General features: G+C 54.7%; 12 protein-coding genes and 1 tRNA gene. 7 read left to right on the forward strand and 6 right to left on the reverse strand.

The features are described from left to right. Positions 1 to 20: 20 nt before the first annotated feature. A complete protein-coding gene (locus JR346_RS09915; RefSeq protein ID WP_205482411.1) occupies positions 21 to 1,421 on the forward strand; it encodes an amino acid permease in 1,401 nt (466 codons plus the stop codon). A 544-nt stretch (positions 1,422 to 1,965) separates the two neighbouring features. Here JR346_RS09915 and JR346_RS09920 read toward each other — a convergent pair. Continuing rightward, positions 1,966 to 2,232: a hypothetical protein gene (locus JR346_RS09920; protein ID WP_205482412.1), complete on the reverse strand. Its 267-nt coding sequence runs from the start codon at positions 2,230 to 2,232 to the stop codon at positions 1,966 to 1,968. Positions 2,233 to 2,558: 326 nt separating this feature from the next. Next, positions 2,559 to 3,059, reverse strand: coding sequence for a MarR family winged helix-turn-helix transcriptional regulator (locus JR346_RS09925; RefSeq protein WP_204878274.1), 501 nt, complete (start codon positions 3,057 to 3,059; stop codon positions 2,559 to 2,561). A gap of 379 nt (positions 3,060 to 3,438) precedes the next feature. On the opposite strand from JR346_RS09925, the gene nhaA reads away from it, so the two are divergent. Next, positions 3,439 to 4,797 (forward strand): Na+/H+ antiporter NhaA, encoded by a 1,359-nt coding sequence (nhaA, locus tag JR346_RS09930; protein WP_204878273.1) that lies wholly within the window; start codon positions 3,439 to 3,441, stop codon positions 4,795 to 4,797. 110 nt (positions 4,798 to 4,907) lie between these two features. Here the strand turns inward: nhaA and JR346_RS09935 are convergent, their stop codons facing one another. Both JR346_RS09935 and JR346_RS09940 read right to left on the reverse strand, forming a co-directional pair. Next, positions 4,908 to 6,350 carry an NAD(P)H-binding protein gene (locus JR346_RS09935; RefSeq protein ID WP_205482413.1) on the reverse strand — a complete coding sequence of 481 codons (1,443 nt, stop codon included), beginning with the start codon at positions 6,348 to 6,350 and terminating at the stop codon, positions 4,908 to 4,910. 226 nt (positions 6,351 to 6,576) lie between these two features. Continuing rightward, positions 6,577 to 8,250, reverse strand: a complete 1,674-nt coding sequence (locus JR346_RS09940; protein WP_204878271.1) for an alpha-keto acid decarboxylase family protein — start codon at positions 8,248 to 8,250, stop codon at positions 6,577 to 6,579. A 335-nt stretch (positions 8,251 to 8,585) separates the two neighbouring features. On the opposite strand from JR346_RS09940, the gene JR346_RS09945 reads away from it, so the two are divergent. From JR346_RS09945 to JR346_RS09955, 3 genes are all read left to right on the forward strand, one after another. After that, on the forward strand, positions 8,586 to 10,130 hold the full coding sequence (locus JR346_RS09945; protein WP_204878270.1) for a sodium:alanine symporter family protein: 1,545 nt from the start codon (positions 8,586 to 8,588) through the stop codon (positions 10,128 to 10,130). 292 nt (positions 10,131 to 10,422) lie between these two features. Then, a complete protein-coding gene (locus JR346_RS09950) occupies positions 10,423 to 12,702 on the forward strand; it encodes a bifunctional UDP-sugar hydrolase/5'-nucleotidase (RefSeq protein WP_205482414.1) in 2,280 nt (759 codons plus the stop codon). Between the two features lie 180 nt (positions 12,703 to 12,882). After that, complete coding sequence (locus JR346_RS09955; protein ID WP_205482415.1) at positions 12,883 to 14,328, forward strand: TIGR01777 family oxidoreductase; 1,446 nt, start codon at positions 12,883 to 12,885, stop codon at positions 14,326 to 14,328. A gap of 33 nt (positions 14,329 to 14,361) precedes the next feature. Here JR346_RS09955 and JR346_RS09960 read toward each other — a convergent pair whose 3' ends face one another. Beyond that, on the reverse strand, positions 14,362 to 15,837 hold the full coding sequence (locus JR346_RS09960) for a deoxyribodipyrimidine photo-lyase (RefSeq protein WP_205482416.1): 1,476 nt from the start codon (positions 15,835 to 15,837) through the stop codon (positions 14,362 to 14,364). A 225-nt stretch (positions 15,838 to 16,062) separates the two neighbouring features. Further along, positions 16,063 to 16,146 (reverse strand) — tRNA-Leu (locus JR346_RS09965). Between the two features lie 303 nt (positions 16,147 to 16,449). Here JR346_RS09965 and JR346_RS09970 point away from each other — a divergent pair. Both JR346_RS09970 and JR346_RS09975 read left to right on the forward strand, forming a co-directional pair. Then, the gene (locus tag JR346_RS09970) at positions 16,450 to 17,316 is read left to right on the forward strand and encodes a DUF3662 and FHA domain-containing protein (protein ID WP_205482417.1); all 867 of its coding nucleotides are present in this window, start codon (positions 16,450 to 16,452) and stop codon (positions 17,314 to 17,316) included. A gap of 4 nt (positions 17,317 to 17,320) precedes the next feature. Next, positions 17,321 to 17,812 carry an FHA domain-containing protein gene (locus tag JR346_RS09975; RefSeq protein WP_205482418.1) on the forward strand — a complete coding sequence of 164 codons (492 nt, stop codon included), beginning with the start codon at positions 17,321 to 17,323 and terminating at the stop codon, positions 17,810 to 17,812. Positions 17,813 to 17,816 lie beyond the last annotated feature (4 nt).

Raw genomic sequence — 17,816 nt, forward strand, 5'->3', positions numbered from 1 at the left:
TATTTTAAGGGCGTTCACGTATGCCTGGTTCACAGAGCGAAACAAAGTCTTCTTCAACGCATCATCTTGAGCGTAAGATGAACAGCCGCCACATGATCATGCTGTCTTTGGGCGGCGTGATTGGCACCGGTCTCTTTTTGAGTTCGGGGTACACCATCAATCAGGCAGGGCCTTTTGGTACGGTACTTGCCTACGGCATGGGCGCAATCATCGTATACCTGGTGATGATGTGTCTGGGTGAGCTGTCGGTAGCTATGCCGTGGACGGGTTCTTTTCACGTCTACGCCACCCAGTTTTTGGGACCGGGCACCGGGTTTACCGTGGCGATTTTGTACTGGCTAACGTGGACGATTGCGTTAGGTTCTGAATTCACGGCCTCGGGCATCATTATGCAGCAGTGGTTTCCTGACACCCCCGTGTGGGTGTGGAGCGCTCTGTTCATCGTTATTATTTTTGCCCTCAATGCGGTGAGCGTAAAGATTTTCGCTGAAACGGAATCATGGCTGGCACTCATTAAAGTAGTTGCGATTATCGCCTTTATTGTGCTGGGTGCCCTGGCGATGTTCGGTGCGATCCCCCTGCAGTCGGGCGAACCTGCACCCGGCTTCACCCACCTTTTTGAAGATGGACTTTTCCCCAACGGTTTTGGCGCGGTCTTCACGGTGATGTTGGCAGTCAACTTCGCTTTCTCAGGCACCGAACTCATTGGCATCGCAGCCGGTGAAGCTGAGAACCCCGAAGAAACCGTACCGCGTGCAATTCGCAGCACCCTCTGGCGTCTCGCCGTCTTCTTCATCGGTGCCATCATCGTTATGGCGTCCTTGATTCCCTATAAGGAAGCAGGAGTGGACGCCTCCCCCTTCGTTCTCGTCTTCGAGAAAATCGGCATTCCCTTCGCCGCCGACATCATGAACTTCGTGGTGCTCACCGCCATTTTGTCAGCCGCAAACTCTGGGCTCTACGCGTCCACACGTATGCTCTGGTCACTGTCGAACGAAGGGATGATTCCCCAGCGCATCTCGCGCGTCAATAAAGCTGGCGTGCCTTTCTTGGCGATGTGCATTTGCATGGTCGGTGGTCTGTTCTCGCTACTGTCAAGCTTCATTGCAGCAGACACCGTTTACATGGTGCTGGTGTCTATTTCTGGTCTCGCAGTGGTACTGGTGTGGGTGTCCATTGCCGCCTGCCACATCGTTTTCCGCAAGCGCTACCTAGCAGAGGGCAAGAAACTTGAAGACCTCAAATACCGCGCCCCCGGCTACCCCTACCTCTCGTGGGTAACCCTAGTTGTTTGCGCGCTCTCGTGCGTCCTCATCGTCTTCGACCCCAACCAGCGTCCGGCACTGTTCTACACCGTGCCGTTCATTGCCCTGTGCTACCTGGCGCACCGCGTCACGAGTAAGCGCAAGAAGCACCTGTAAAAGCACCGAGTACAGACGAGAGTACCGTCTGAGAGAGCAGTTCATTGGTCGCCCTCAGACGGTACTTTTTGTCTCTCTCACTGTGAACCTGTGCATTAAGGGAAAAAGTTATCCACAGGTGTGTAAAACTCTGTGAATAATTCGAACACCTGTACGCGTGCCCGCCACCACTACGCCCCAGAACCTGTCATGACGGGGTTCGCTTGCCTCAATAGACCAGGCTACGCGCCTGTAATCACAGTGGTGTAGTTATCCACGCTGTGGAAAAAATCTGTGGAAAGTTTCGTTTTTACCCAGTTTCTGGAACCAAAAAGACGGTGTGCATCCACATTTATCCACCGGAGCACTCAAAAATGCAGAGTTTAAGTGGAAAATGTTCACAGAGTTATCCACAGATAGTGGAAAACTTGGCTCCGGATACAGAAGGACGCGCCCACCCCCGCGAGATGGATGTATCCGTTGCCCCTAAGCCCCTGCAATATCGGGGCTTTTAGTGTCTCTATGACCCTGGGGGCTATCCGGTTTTTTATGCACAGCTATGTAATCACAGCAGTGTAGTTATCCACGCTGTGGAAAACTCTTGTGGAAAACTTCGCATAGTCTCACCCGTTGCCCCGGTCAGTTTCGCCAAAGCTGCGTCATAGTCGTAGGATGCGGCAAGCGTCCGAGCCTCTTCAAGAGCGAGCGCTGAGGGGTCTTGGGTTTCGGTAACGGTAGGTGCCGGGGCATCACAGACAGACTGCCCGGTGCTACCGCAACCGGTGAGCGCAAGAGCGCCCAATAGAAAGAGAGTGGCGGGAGGCGTGAACATTTCATGCGTGGGACTCGCTGTGCCTCTCAAGAACTGCTAAGAGAGTTCTTTCAGCATACACAAACACCGGCAGCTACCCCTGTATCACTCGGTGTGACCGTCCTCTGCCCAGGTGACCACAATAAACGTGGTCACCTGGGCAGAAGGTGGTCACACCCGCCTCCTTCGCGCTGTATTAGCTACCTTCCTGCACCAGCCCGCCCAGCTGAAGCAAACTGAGGGTAAACCTCGGCGCGTCCGGACGGAGCAGCGGGGTTGGGATAACCGGGTTCAGGTAATAAAAATCCCCCGGTTCATACAACCGGGGGATTTTTATGGCGTTAGGTTTAATCTTCGATGACTGATTTTTTCACGGTAATAATCTCGCTGGGTTTGCCGCCTAATACTGCCTCACCAATTTTTGCGAGCTGGGTTGCCTGGCGCTTGTTGATGCGGTTAAAAATTTGGCGGCGCACTTCTTCAACGTGACCGGGCGCAGCTTCCTGTACTTTCTGCAGACCTGCAGGGTGCAGCTCGCAGATGCTGACGCGGCGATCTTTTGACCAAACGGTGCGGCTGACGTAGTCCTGCTTTTCCAAGCGGGTCACTACACGAGAAAGACGCGGCAGCAGAGTGTTGGTCTGGTGCGCCAACTCAGTCATAGTCAGCCGGTGCTCAGGCGCTTCAGAGAGCATGGCAAGCACCATGTACTCCACGAAACTCAAATCAGCATCTCGTTCAAGCTGTGCTTCAAGAGAACCGGGCAGGTTGAAGATGACCGAGCTCAAAAAAAGCCATGCGTCGCGCTCGTCATCATTCAGCCAGGGGGTTTCTTGCTTTGAGCTCACGAGTTATGCTCCATTTCCACAGGTGTAAGACGCTTATCTACGATGTACTGCGACTGGGGCGTGTGCCCCCACAGTGGCATACAGGTTTCTTTCAATTAAAACATGGGCAAACTTGTTGGACGCTCCTAAGACCCTGAAAATCAGTGAGTAGTGGCTCTCAAAGCACCACGAAAACCCACGATGCCGCGCTTTTTCAGGGAACAAAGGGCAAAAACGGGGTACAGCGGGTGAGCCTGCGCCACCGTAAAATAACGGTTTCCCCGCCGACCAGAACCAAGCTGCTGATAAACTAAGGTGCTTAGGTGTGCCGGGAAGTCTGGTCGGCACCTGCGCGCGGCGCAGGTTTTATTTTCAATGACCACTTCTATGTGAGGAACATATGGCTTCTGATAACACTGTTTTGACGCGTGGGACGTACAAAGAGTCCCAGCGCGTCAGCGAGATTCTGCGCAAGGAGTCTGTGGGTGGCATTATCTTGCTCATAGCTACCATCGCAGCACTTGTTTTTGCGAACTCCCCCGCTGCTGATACCTATTTTGGTATTCGTGATTCGTACATCGGACGCGATATCGGCGATTTTCATCTGAAACTTTCGATTGGTCACTGGGCTGCTGATGGTCTGTTGGCTGTTTTCTTCTTCTTGGTTGGTCTTGAGTTGAAGAAAGAGTTTGTGATGGGTGCGCTGCGTAACCCCAGTACCGCTCTGGTACCTATGGTTGCGGCAGCCGGTGGCGTTTTGATGCCTTCGCTGATTTACTTCTTTATTAATATGTCGGGTTCTGCTGAGGCTCGCGGTGGTTGGGCTATTCCCGCGGCAACTGATATTGCTTTCGCGGTGGCGGTGCTTGCTGTTATTGGTTCGCACCTGCCGGCTGCTCTGCGTATTTTCTTGCTGACCCTGGCTGTGGTTGATGACCTCATTGCTATTACCATCATCGCTCTTTTCTACACCTCAGAGTTGAAGGTTCACTACCTGCTGTGGGCTATCATCCCTATCATTCTTTACGCGGTGATTGCTCGTTTCTCTGAGCGTCTCTTCCACCTTAAGCCGATTGCTGCTTGGTTAGTTCTGATGCCTATTGGCTTCATTGTGTGGGCACTGTTCTTGAACTCAGGTATTCACGCAACCATTGCGGGCGTTATTCTGGCTTTCACCGTTCCCGTACGTATGAACAAGCGTTCTAAGTCGGCGCATGCTGAACACGGTCTTGCCGAGGTCATGGAACACAATATTCGCCCCTTCTCGGCTGGTTTCTGCGTTCCCGTGTTTGCGTTCTTCTCAGCGGGCGTTGCTCTCGGTGGCTGGGAAGGCTTCACTTCATCTCTGACCAAGCCCATCGCCTACGGCATCATTTTGGCTTTGGTCTTCGGTAAGATGCTGGGCATTTTCAGCTCTACCTGGCTGGTCACCCGTTTCAGGGGAGCCAACCTTGACCCCGACATCAAGTGGGTCGATATCTTGGGTGTAGCAACCCTTGCCGGTATTGGTTTCACCGTTTCACTGCTGGTTGCGGAGCTCTCCTTCGGTTTGGGTTCTGACTACAACGATGACGCCAAGGTCGCTATTCTCACCGGTTCTGTGACCGCAGCCGTCCTGGGTTCCATCATCTTGGGTCTGCGTAATAAGCACTACAAGAATATTGCGCTGAAAGAAGCTGTGGATGCCGATGAAGACGGCATTCCCGACGTCTTTAGCGATAACGGTTCAGGTATCGGTGGCGGTTCAAAGCGCGCCTAATCGCCGGGTATGTTCAATGCAGAAAAGTACCGCCGTACAGCGAAAAAATAATCGCTGTACGGCGGTACTTTTTACTTTGGGGGTAGGTTTTCTACCGTCAAGGAAAAACCCTAAGCTGCTGCAATACCTGCGGGCTTGTGACCGCGGTTTTCCCTAAAGTTTTCGAGGGCGGCGAGTGCCTTAGTTTCGTAACCAAAGATAGTCATAACAATCAGGTGAACGCGCGCCTGTGTGAGGGTGTACACCGTCCACGGCAGGCTCGGTTCGTACTCGTGAATGGCGATAATGACGCGGTTTTCACCGAGGACGCGCCTGAAGGCAAGGCGGGCACGACTACCTTCGGCGGTGCGCGCGAAGAGACCGCCGCTGATAAGGTATACCACCGCGTCCTCACTGGAACGCTGCGGTGAGTGCTGCAGGATCAAAATCGGTTCTTTGAGCAGGGGCAGGAAAATTTCTGTACGGTTATCGGTGATGCGGGTGCCGACCACCTTGAAGCTAGCGCGTGAGAGCCACTTGAGGTAGTAAGAAGCGGTGTCTTGCACTGACCAGCTCGCCGGAATGGTGACGCGCTGAATCGACTTCACGTCGTTCTTGGGGTTTTCCACATCGGATTTGAAGGGGATGCGCAGACGCGGCAGGCTGTAGCCGGTAGAGTCCTGACCCTCGGTTGCCAGGCGCACGCTTTCCTTGAACCCGGTGGGGGCGTTGGTGATCCCCTCGACGGTGTGTTCGGGGGTAATAACCAGGTCGTGTACGAGGCTGTCGAGTAACGGCCCCACCATTTCGATGGGTTTGCCACTGATGAGGGCTACCCAGAGTTTAAACGCCCATACGGGAATAATAGGCAGATCAACCATAGGTAGTTTTTTGCCCAGCACCTCAGCGGTCTGTTCGAAGAGTTCGCGGTAGGTTATCTCTTCGGGCCCGCCAATGTCGATGGAACACTGCCCCAGGTCTTCGCGTTCGATGGCAGCAAGCAAACCCTCTATAAGATCGCGCAGCGCTACCGGGTGGGTGCGGTTATACGCCCATGAGGGCAGCACCAGACCGGGCAGGCGTTCTACCAGAGACTGCAGAATCGGGAATGATGAACCCTTGGGACCCACAATCAACCCGGCACGTAGCGTCGTTACGGGTACGCCGTGGGAGCTAAGGATCTTCTCGCACTCCAGGCGGCTTGCTAGGTGACGAGAAAGTTTTTCGTTCTCAGGTACGATGCCGCTGAGGTAAACAATGCGCTTCACGCCGTTGTTCGCTGCGGCGCGGGCGAAGTTATCTGCCAACAACGCGTCCATATCTTCAAAACTTGCCTGAGTCAGTTTTGCCGGTGGCTGCATGGAATGCACCAGGTAAACCGCCAGGTCAATATCTTTCATGACGCGTTCGTTATCTTCGGGCGCGAAAAGATCAGCCGCCACCCAGGTAACGTTTTTCTCGTTTTCTTTGTTCTCGGTACTGCGGGAAACCGCGATGATTTCGTGGTTCTTCTTGAGTTCTTTAAGCAGGTTTCTGCCGATGTAACCGGAGGCACCCGTGAGCAAGATTTTCATATTGTACAGCCTTATTGCAGTGCAGGTGCAGTCTATGGGTAGTCTGCTTAGTTTCAAGACTAATTAAGCGCAGTTGCGCTATGGTTTTATACAAAACTACAACACAACTGCGCTCTCGTATACATACAACTTAGTTGTAGCGACATGAGCCAGAGCGAGTATACGGGAGCTGCTTTCTAGCCTGAGATTTTTATTTCCTCGCTCACGCAGAGAACTCCCAGCTAGCTTATTTTTTCTCCACTAGTTTATTTGCGGCAGCCGCCATGGCTCCGAACTTACGCAGAGTCTCGGGCATATCGTCCTTTTCGGTGATAACTTCAATAAAGACCATCTTATTCTTCTCTACCTGAGCTGTAGCGCAGGCATCGAGTAGCTCATTGACGGTGGATGCGCGTAGCACAACGGCGGTCTCGTCGGTGGCACCGAAAGCAGCAGGGATTTTTTGCCAGTCCATGGGAGCGATGTCGTTATAGACAAGCTTTTTACCGTGTATAGCGCGTTCGATGGTGTAGCCATCATTGTTGATGAGGAAAATAACGGGGTTGAGACCATGGCGCACAATAGTGGCGAGTTCTTGGATGGTGAGCTGAGCTGAACCGTCTCCGATGAAGAGCACACCACGAGAGCCACGGTCAGCGATAGTGGCACCCAACAGTGCAGGCAAAGTGTAACCAATGGAGCCCCACAGGGGTGCGCCAATAAAACGGGCATCTTTAGGGAATCCTCGCGACGCCATACCGAAAAACGAGGTGCCCATTTCAACCACAACGGTATTGAGTTCATCGAGGTTAGAAGCCACGACGTCCCAGAGTTGCTGTTGAGTCAGGGCATCATCGGAAGGTTCGGGGTGTACAAGGTCACTGACGAAGGGGGTGTAGTCCATGGGCTTGGCACCCACCTCTAGGGCAACCTCAGCCAGAATATCTAGCGCATCCGCTAGGGCGAGGGGCGCGAAGGTGTCTCGACCAATAGTTGCTGATTCTGCGCCTAGGTTAATTGCTTTGTGCATATCAACCTTGTGTGAGAAACCTACGGTGTTGGTGTCAGTAAATGCAACAGCCGAAAGAATAATTGCCTCAGCATCTTCAATGACAGTGCGAGTTTCATCGGCAGTCAAAGTACCCAAGTAGATACCAGCGAACTGGGTGTTGTTCTCGTCAATGAGAGCCTTTGCGCCCATCAGGGTGCAGTAGGGAAAGTCGGTGGTTTCAATGAGTTTTTGCAGGTCGTCGGTTGCCTGAAGACGGGCGGTCATGTAATCCACCAGTACGGAGGTCTTTTTACCGCGCAAAAACTCGGTAGCAGCCTCCCTAAAAGAGGTTTTCGCGACTTCAGTTGAGATCTGCAGCTTCACCTCAAGCGGAGCAGCAGGAGGGTTGATTTCTGCACTGGCAACATCGGCGGGCAGCATCAGATAACCGGGTTTGCTGTGTACAACGGCGTCGCGGAGTACGCGGTCGATGTCGAAGGCTGCGGTTGCGGGTTGCAAAATAGCGGTGGCGGCATTGACCTCATCTGCCATACGAATGAAGTGTTTGAAGTCGCCGTCGCCTAGGGTGTGGTGTACACGCAGGTGAGAGTTCTGGGCAGCAGTTGAAGGCGCACCAACAATGTGAATGACGGGCACGTTTTCTGCATACGAGCCAGCGGTGGCGTTAATAGAGGAAAGTTCGCCCACACCATAAGTGGTTACTAGGGCGCCGAGACCGCGCACGCGCGCATAACCATCTGCTGCGTACCCTGCATTGAGCTCGTTCATGTTGCCCACCCACTCTAGTTTTTCGTGGTCGAGTACGTCATCGAGGAAACCGAGGTTGAAGTCGCCAGGCACACCGAAGATATCAGTCACACCAAGTTCAGCGAGTCGGTCTAGCAGATAGTTTGCCACCTTGTAGCTCATCAGGATTCTCCTTAGGTGAGGAAATAAAGAATTAGTCGCTAACCTCAAAGGAGTGTCAGCATAAGTCACATCACATCTTACGGCACGAACACCCCTTGAAGTGAGGCGCATCATATTGAATGTTAAATACTCGTTTCGTAGCCCCTCTAAAATTGCGCGCAGTCCCTCAGCGGTGCACAATGAAAAGTGCTATATATTGCCCTCGGGGCTCTTCATTCGGGTAGCGCACACACTAAACACGCACCCACTCTTTCTTCGCAACGACGCGCTACTTACCTCTTTCTTCTGACTGCAGTACCGGTAAGTGGTGCATTTTGCAGATCTGGAGCACATACATGGACGCTTTTCTAAGCGCTATTGAGCGGTTGAACTCTGTCACCGCTCCAGCTTCTGATGTCATTTTGGACATCAACAACTTCATTTGGGGCAAGGGCTTCTTCTTTATTCTGACGGCCATTGCCCTCATCATTACTTTCTGGACGCGTGGCATCCAGTTCCGCGGTATCACCGAAATGTTCCGCACACTGAAAGACCCGGCAGGTACCGAGTACGACGGCAAAAAGAGCATCTCAGCTTTCCGCGCGTTTACTGTTTCTGCGGCATCCCGTGTGGGTACCGGCAATATTGCCGGTGTTGCACTGGCGATCACTATGGGTGGCCCCGGCGCTGTTTTCTGGATGTGGGTTATCGCGTCCATCGGCGCTGCGAGCGCTTTCGCTGAGTCCTTGCTGGGTCAGCTCTACAAGGAGCGCGGCAAGGATTCCTACATTGGTGGCCCCGCTTACTACATGAAGCGTGGTCTGAAGGCTAAGTGGCTGGGCTTCATCTTTGTTGCTTTCATCGTGGTCACCTATGCGTTTGTTTTTGTTGCTGTGCAGACCAACTCAATTGTTGATGCTGTATCAACCTCTTTTGCCATTGACGTGACCGGCACTAACAATATGGGCTTCCGTATCATGATTGGTCTGGTCATTATGGCTGTTTCAGCTGCGATTATCTTCGGTGGCATCCGCGCGATTTCATCTGTTACTGAGATCCTCGTGCCAGTGATGGCTGTTCTTTACGTTGGCTTGGGCGTTCTGGTTATTGCACTGAACCTGGGTGAGATCCCCGGTATTCTCGCCATGATTTTTGAGGGTGCCTTTGGTCTGCGTGAGTTCGGTGTGGGCGGTCTGATGGGTGCGCTGGTCATTGGTATGCGCCGCGGTCTGTTGTCGAATGAGGCTGGTATGGGTACTGCGCCTAACGCTGGTGCTACCGCTGTGGTTTCGCACCCCGCCAAGCAGGGTTTTGTTCAGGCATTAGGTGTTTACTTTGATACCTTGCTGATCTGCTCCATCACCGCTTTCATTGTTCTGCTTTCAAACCCCTCTTACGGTGAGGACGTTCAGGGTGCTGCTCTGACTCAGACCGCTTTGGCGGGCGAACTGGGCAACTGGGCAATTCACTTCTTGTCAGTAGCAATTACCCTCTTCGCTTTTTCATCGATTATCGGTAACTACTACTATGGCGAGTCGAACATCCGCTTCGTCACCGAGAACAAGGGCCCGATGGCTGTCTTCCGCATCATCGTTCTGCTCTTCGTCTTCTTCGGCGCTATTGCGTCACTGGATCTGCTGTGGAACACTGCTGACCTGCTGAACGCTGGTATGGTCATCACCAACCTCGTTGCAGTTCTGATTCTGATGCCGCAGGTTTCAAAGGTTCTGAAGAACTACGAAGCTCAGCGTGCCGCCGGCAAAGAGCCGGTCTTCCACAAGAATGACCTGCCCGAAGCTGACCTGGCCGCTTGGGACGGCACTGACGAAATCGCGTCCGCCGAGTTCTGGGAGACCCGCGCGATGCCCGTGGTGAAGCTGAAGGAAGCCCGCCGCAAGTAAGGCTCGCCCTTACTCTCTAACTCCTACAAAAGCGTCCTTCTCACGGAACTGGTTTACTGCGCTGTGAAAAGGACGCTTTTGCGTACCCGAAGGTACTTCATACGGCGGGCGCGCATAAACATTCACCGGGGCGTTCTGCACATACTCCAGTGAATGCTTGAATCACTCTCAGCACAAGGACGCGCCGACCCGCCTCATGGGGTACTTGTAATCCACCTGCCGATGACCTCGGCGCGTTATCGTTGTTACTGGGACCACTCTGAGCGATAGTTTTGAAGATAGGAAAACCCTCGTGGCATCACGCTTTAAAAAGACGGCAACCGCTGCCGCCTCTACCCTGACCCTACTTGTTTTGCCTCTTGCTACCCCGGCGCATGCCGAGGGTACCAGTGAGTTGCAGATTCTGAACATTAACGACTTCCACGGTCGTATCAACAACAGTATTGGCATGGGTCTTGCTGCAACTGTTCAGCAGCAACGAGCCGAAAACCCCAACTCCCTGCTGCTCTCAGCGGGCGACAACGTAGGCGCGTCCCTCTTTGTATCAAGCATCAGCGATGACGAGGCAACCCTGGACTACCTCAACGCCCTGGGTTTGCAGGCATCAGCGGTAGGCAACCACGAGTTCGACCGCGGTTTGGCTGATTTGATTAACCGCATTGCCCCCAAATCTAATTTTCCACAGCTGGGCGCAAACGTCGTTGATACTGTCACCAACAAACCTGCCCTTGACCCTTACGTCGTTCTGACCGCTCCCGATGGCACCAAGGTTGCGGTCATCGGCGCGGTAACTGTTGAGACCCCTCAGCTGACCGATCCCTCAGCGCTAGGCTCTGTACGTTTTGAGAACCCCGTGGACGCGGTGAACAAGTACGCAGCGCAACTCTCAGACGGTGATGAGGCAAACGGTGAAGCTGACATCGTAATCGCTGAATACCACGAGGGTGTAGACACCGCTAACCCTAATGCTGATGCGATTGTGTCGCAGACCAGCGCCGATGTTGATGCGATTTTCACCGGTCATACCCACGCCGAGTACGTTCTTGAAGGCAAGATTCCCGGCAGTGCTAAGACCCGCCCTGTAGTGCAGACCGGCAACTACGGCGATAACCTGGGTAAGGTAGTGCTGACCCTCGATGAGAACAAGAACGTTATCAGCCACACCGCTGAACTGGTGGGGCGTGCTAAGGCTCCCAGCGACGAAGTTGTAGCTGCTGACCCCGTGCTCACTCGCGTCCAAGAAATCCTGACGAAGGCTAATGACTACGCTACCGAGGTGGGTCAGCGGAAACTTGCTACCCTCGAAGCTCCTATCACCACCGGTTGGGACGCCGGCAAGGCTGAGAACCGCGGTGGTTTTGACCAGCGTGACCGCGAATCAACCATGGGTCACCTGATTGCAGATATGTACCTGTCAGCGGCTAATTCCACCGGTCGCACCCCCGCCGATATTGGCATCGTAAACCCCGGCGGTCTGCGCGATGAGTTCCCCGGCGGTCTGCGCTCCTCCCTGGAGACTCCGCTGACCGACATCACCTTGGCTCAGGCTGTAGGCGTGACCCCGTTTGCGAATAACCTGTGGACCACCGAACTCACCGGCGCCCAGCTTAAGCAGGTGCTTGAAGAGCAGTGGCAGACCACCGACGCCGAGCGAACCAGCCCCGCATCACGCAGCTACCTGCAGCTGGGTTTCTCCAACAATCTGACCTACACTTTCACCGGCGAGCGCGGTGAGGCTGGCTTAGCAACCGCTGACCGGAATATCGCTGAAATTTTCGTCAACGGTAAGAAGGTCGCTGATGATCAGAAGATTACCGTTGCTATCCCCTCCTTCTTGTTGGGCGGTGGCGATAACTTCCGTACCCTGGCGCAGGGCACTAACTCTCGTGATACCGCGCTAGTTGATTCTGATGCTTTCCAGACCTACTTGAGCGAGCAGAAAAATGTTGCTCCGCGCTTCAACAAGCAGGCTGTTAAGGTTTCAGGTGTTGCTGAGTCTTACGACGTGGCGGGTAACCTGACCTTTACCGCCTCTGAGTTGAATGTTGCTTCTTTCGGTGCTCCCACTGTTGAGAACCTCATGGTTTCGGTCGATGGTGTTGAGCTGGGCGCTGTTGCTGTCACCGACGGTGCAGCAGCTATCAACCTGCCCCTGGCGGGTAAGGTTACTGCCGGTGAGCGCCTTGTCACCCTCAAAGACGCGGCAACCGGCACGACCGCCAACATCAGCGTTCTATTCACTGGCGAGGTCGCACCTCAGCCCAGCGATGACGAATCAAAGAAGCCTGCTGTTCCCGCACCGGTTGATAGCCCTGAGGTAACCAAGCCGGCAGATGAAGCCAAGTCAGATGATAAGAAGTCAGACGAGGCGAAGACTGATGCTTCACCGAGCCCCTCTACAGCTGCTGTGAACACCTCGCAGAACTCAGGTTCGCAGGGTTCAACCGCACAGACCCAGCAGACTCAAAAGCCCCTAGCGAACACTGGTTTCGGTGCTCTGCCGCTAGCAATGGCGGGTGTAGCCCTGGTGGTTGTAGGTGGTGTGCTGATGGCACGTCGTAAGACGCTGTAACCCTCAGGTGAAATGACAGTGACAGGGCGCACGCGCGTCCTGCCATTTTGCACCCTACACCTATGCCTTATGCCACTCTCAGTAGGCTTACTGCTAGGTTAGAAACTAAGTAATGGGGCGGTTGCCCGCCCCACCTGCGCCGGTAGAAGGCGCTAGGTTTTAGAGCAAGGAGCTTTTCTCGTGGGATCATTCAAACACACCACTGTTATTGCCAGACCGGTGCAGGAGGTCATCGACTGGCACCTGCGACCCGGTGCGCTAACGCGCGCCACCCCTCACTGGGCAGGTTCTGTTGAGCTTGATAAGGGCGTCGAAAAGGGTATGCAGGCACGGTTGAAGGTGGCAGTACCCGCCACTAAGGGTCTGATGACCCGCAATTGGACGGCGCTCATCATCGAGGTCACTGACCGTTCCTTTACCGACACCGCACTCGAAGCACCCGTCGCGCAATGGCAGCACACGCACGACTTCTTAGAAACCGCTAACCAGACGGTGGTGCGCGATAGCATCGAGTTCACGCTGACACCGAAGGACGCGGTGAAAGAACGCGCCGTAGCTAAGAACTCCGGTGCTTTGGAGTTTGCGGGCAACGCACTCACCGGCATTGAGGCTATCTCAGATAAGGTAGCCGAGCGTTTCTTTGAGAAGGTTTTTCAGGCTCGTGGTGCGCGCATTGAAGCTGATCTAGAGTTTCAGGAACGCTACGCCGATGTAGCCCCACAAACCATTGTGATTGCGGGAGTCTCAGGCATGGTCGGGCGTCAGGTTTCGGCACTGTTGACCACCGGCGGTCACACGGTACGCACCCTGGTGCGTCGCGCCCCTCAAGCTGAGGGTGAGTACCGCTGGGATCCGGACGCTGGTGAAATCGATGAAAGCGTTTTTGAGGGTGCGGACGCGGTAATTCACCTGGGCGGTGCCTCTATTAATACGCGTTTCACTGAGAAGAACAAGAAGAAAATCCTCGAATCCCGGGTGAAATCCACCGCTTTACTGGCGCGCACCCTGGCGCGTTTGGCGGGCGAGAATAAGGGCCCAGCAACCCTGGTGGTTGCTTCAGCAATCGGTATTTACGGTGCCGACAGGGCAGGTGAGATTCTGAGTGAAGATTCTACTGCCGGTCGAGATTTCTTAGCTGAGGTATGCGCCCGCTGGGAGCAAGCAGCTGACCCGGCACGCGAGGCAGGTCTGCGCGTCGTCCACGTTCGTACCGGCATTGTACTCACCCCCTTAGGCGGTGCCCTACGCCTGCAACTGCCCCTGTTTTTGACCGGCACCGGCGGCACGGTAGGCAAGGGAGAAAACATCCAGTCGTGGATTTCCCTCGACGATATCGCCGGCATTTACGTACACTCTGTACTGCGTGAGAACGTTGAGGGCGCTATCAACGCGGTAGCGCCCGAACCCGTGGCTAATAAGAAGCTGGCGACAATCGTAGGTAAGGTGCTCAAGCGTCCTGCCGTGATGCGCGCACCGCGCCTAACCTCAGATGCACTGCTGGGCAAAGAAGGCACCGACCAGCTGGTACTTGCCGATCAGAATGTCTCCAATGACAAGCTCACTGGCACCGGTTACGTCTACTTTCACGACACCCTACGCCGGGCTCTTGAAAGCGAACTGGGCTAGCCCCACCCCCTCCCGCCGAGTTCCTGTTTTAAATCAGGATTTCGACAACACATCTCGGCGGGAGGTTTTGTATATATCTAGCGCTTCTTGACGTGATGCTTTGAGATCCACCAGCGGTACTGGGTAGTCAGGGGCAGAAAATCCGAAGCCCTCGGGGTGTTCGGTGTGCAGCGTCCGCGCGTCAGCACCCACCAGTTCAGGTACCCATCGCTTGATATAAAGGGCGGACGCGTCAAACTTTTTGCCCTGTAAGAGCGGGTTGAAAATGCGGAAGTAGGGGGCGGCGTCCGCACCGCACCCGGCAACCCACTGCCAGTTGCAAGGGTTAGAGGCGGTATCGGCATCGACCAAGGTATCCCAGAACCAGCGTTCGCCCTCGCGCCAGTTAATGAGCAGGTTCTTAGTGAGATATGAGGCGACGACCATGCGCACGCGGTTGTGCATGTGCCCGGTTTCCCAGAGCTCGCGCATGCCTGCATCAACGAGAGGGACGCCGGTGAGCCCTTTCTGCCAGGCGGTGAGTTCTTGCGGCGCTTGGTTACCGGTGAGCCAAGGGAAGCTCTGCCATTCGCTGCGGAACTCGGTGTTGTGCAGGTTGGGATTGTGAAAGGTGAGGTGCCAGCAGAATTCCCGCCAACCGATCTCGCTAGCAAAACTGGCGGTGTTTGCCGTAGGTTCTTGGGCGGTGTGCAGGGCGTGCAGTACGTAGCGGGGGCTGATTTCGCCAAAGCGCAGGTGGGGCGAGAGGTTGCTGGTGGCTTTCTGACTGGGGCGGTCGCGACCTTCATCGTATCTATGCACGGTGGATTCAACGAAGGTGCGGCAAGTCTTGAGGGCGCTGGTTTCGCCGGGTGTCCAGCGTTCTTTCAGCCTGACAGCCCAGTCGGGGCGGGTGGGTAGCAGTGTCAGACCATCGATGGTGGTAAGCCCCGGTAGGTTCGAGGCTACGCTTTCAGGCAGGACGCTTGCCGCGAGATGTTCTTCACCCAGTGACTGCGGTGCCGGTAGCGGCGCGGGGAAGTCTTGCGCTGAAAGCGCCTTCCAGAAGGGCGTAAAGACTTTGTAGAAATCGCCGGATGCCGGTTTCACAACCCAGGGTTCGTGCAGTAAGAACCCGGTGTAGCTGTGCGCTTCGATGGTGTGGGCGTGTGCCCAGTCTTTGAGGGCGGTATCGACGGTGCGCTCGGGCAGGGCGTAGCGGCGGCTGTAGTGCAGGTGGGTTGCCCCGATATGGCTTGCGAGGGCGGGCACAGTGTCTAAAGTTTTCCCGCGCAGGATCACCAGGTTGATGCCCAGTTCTTTGAGCGCCTGTGAGTGACTGGTTAGGGAGTGGTGCAGCCACCATTTTACGGCACGGCCCAGGGGTCTTACTTCCTCGGATTCTTCATCGAGCACGTAGGCAGCGTACACGCGTCCGCCTGTTTGACGTGCCGCAGCCACCGCGGCGTGCAGGGCTTCGTGGTCATACACGCGCAGGTCATCTCTGAAAAGAACAAGGTGGGTAGTCATGGTTCAAGTGTAGTAGGCGGCTCGGGCGGCGGATGTGAAACGCTTGCGGATTGAAATGCATCATTATGACGGACGTGCATTCGCACCTTTAACACAACGGATGACTGCACCATCTGGGCGAATGAGTACACGATTTAGTGCATATGCTGCAAAAAGTGTTGCAAGAGCACGAAAAAACCGCTCTGCCTAGAATGTTTATCCTAGTCAGAGCGGGTTTTTACTCGGTGCGCAAGGGGGGACTTGAACCCCCACGATCTTGCGATCACTGGCACCTGAAGCCAGCGCGTCTGCCAATTCCGCCACTTGCGCAAGTGGCTGAGTGTTGATTTCTCAACAAGCAACGAAGACTACTATACACATTTTCGTACCAACCCCACAAATTAAACTTTATGGAATGCACCACAGAAACCGGTTCGATGGGGACAATTTGGCTATATCACCTAAAATAGAAGTACACGCAGTGTGAGCGTAGCACCACTGTCGGCTTTCATGTGAGCCTTTTTAACCTGGTTTATAGAGGAACAACTCAGGTTTTCCTCATCTTGGGTTCATGTAAAGCCGGTAGTCTGGTTCACTCGCGCAAAAGATGTGCCGGTCAGCGAAGGAGGCGTCATGGGTTTCATCAATAAAATCGAACAGGGTTTAGAGAAAGCTGTGCGCTCCACTTTCAGCAAAGGCGGTCAGTTTGAGCCTGTAGATATCGCCAACCGCGTCCGCACAGAGATGGATAACCGCGCTTACGCTATTCCCTCAGGACGCACGATTGCACCCAATGTTTTTACCATTGAGTTCGCTGCCGACGATTTTCACCGTGTGCAGGATTGGGGTGCTCCACTTGCTGAAGAGCTGTGCGATGTAGCAATCCGCCATGCGCGTGCCCAAGCGTATTCTTTGCGTGGCTCAGTGCGCGTGACCTTCGTTGTCGGTGATGATTTAGAGCCTGGCGACTTTGTAGTGAACTCATCGCAAGAGAAAATCGCTGCCCCCCATCAAGAAACGAGTGCAGCTGCCACCGGCGCCTTTCACCGGCAGGCACGCACACCGAGCGCACCTTCGCAGAATGCTCGCGGTGAAGCTTCGTTGCCTAGCCGCATTATCAAGCCAGCGGCACCCCATACGTCGCCAGCATACGGCGGACGCTCTGAACCCCACCGCGCAGACCCTAGTTTCACTCCGCCCAAGCCAGCTGTTCAGGTAGTTCTTGATATCAACGGCGAGCTGTACTCCATTAATTCTTTCCCCGTTGTTTTGGGTCGCGGACGCACCGCTGATATCACCGTTGAAGATGCCGGTGTTTCGCGTCGCCACCTAGAAATTGATGAGCGCGACGGCACCTATATTGCCAGCGACTTAGGGTCTACCAACGGTAGCCAGCTTGACGGTGCGCCACTTATAGGTCGCCGCGAGATCAGCAACGGCTCTGTCATTTCGATGGGGCGTGCCCGCATTATTTTTCGTCTGATGGTTCCGAGGAGCTAACACTATGGCATCTGAAATTACCGTCACTTTGTTGCGCTTCGCATTTTTAGCTTTGCTGTGGCTTTTTGTCTTTATGGTGCTCGCGGCTGCCCGCCGCGATCTCGGTATTGGTCGCAACTTGCGTGCCGCACGGACGCCCGAGGTAGCTCCCAGCGCCAGCGTAGCACCTGCGTCCGACCCTACGCCGGTTGCACCGCCACCTGCCCGCGCTACCCAGCTCACTATCATTGATGGTGCCCAGGCTGGCGCCGTGATGCGATTGGGGGACTCACCCATTACTATTGGTCGCGCCGACGATATTGAAGTGGCACTGCAAGATGATTACGCGTCGGGTCATCACGCGCGTCTTTTCCCGCAGGGTTCGCGCTGGTTCCTTGAAGATTTGGGGTCAACCAATGGCACTTTTGTGGGCGACACCCGCCTGACGCGAGCAACCGCCATTGATATTGGCACCGACTTCCGCGTTGGTCACACGACGATGCGGTTGAAGGCATAAGACT

Origin of the sequence: Rothia sp. ZJ932, assembly GCF_016924835.1 — a bacterium.
Taxonomy (GTDB): domain Bacteria; phylum Actinomycetota; class Actinomycetes; order Actinomycetales; family Micrococcaceae; genus Rothia.

Coding starts and splice junctions, on each gene's coding strand:
- JR346_RS09915 (WP_205482411.1), top strand. CDS start 21: ATGCCTGGTTCACAGAGCGAAACAAAGTCTTCTTCAACGCATCATCTT.
- JR346_RS09920 (WP_205482412.1), bottom strand. CDS start 2,232: ATGTTCACGCCTCCCGCCACTCTCTTTCTATTGGGCGCTCTTGCGCTC.
- nhaA (WP_204878273.1), top strand. CDS start 3,439: ATGGCTTCTGATAACACTGTTTTGACGCGTGGGACGTACAAAGAGTCC.
- JR346_RS09935 (WP_205482413.1), bottom strand. CDS start 6,350: ATGAAAATCTTGCTCACGGGTGCCTCCGGTTACATCGGCAGAAACCTG.
- JR346_RS09940 (WP_204878271.1), bottom strand. CDS start 8,250: ATGAGCTACAAGGTGGCAAACTATCTGCTAGACCGACTCGCTGAACTT.
- JR346_RS09945 (WP_204878270.1), top strand. CDS start 8,586: ATGGACGCTTTTCTAAGCGCTATTGAGCGGTTGAACTCTGTCACCGCT.
- JR346_RS09960 (WP_205482416.1), bottom strand. CDS start 15,837: ATGACTACCCACCTTGTTCTTTTCAGAGATGACCTGCGCGTGTATGAC.
- JR346_RS09970 (WP_205482417.1), top strand. CDS start 16,450: ATGGGTTTCATCAATAAAATCGAACAGGGTTTAGAGAAAGCTGTGCGC.
- JR346_RS09975 (WP_205482418.1), top strand. CDS start 17,321: ATGGCATCTGAAATTACCGTCACTTTGTTGCGCTTCGCATTTTTAGCT.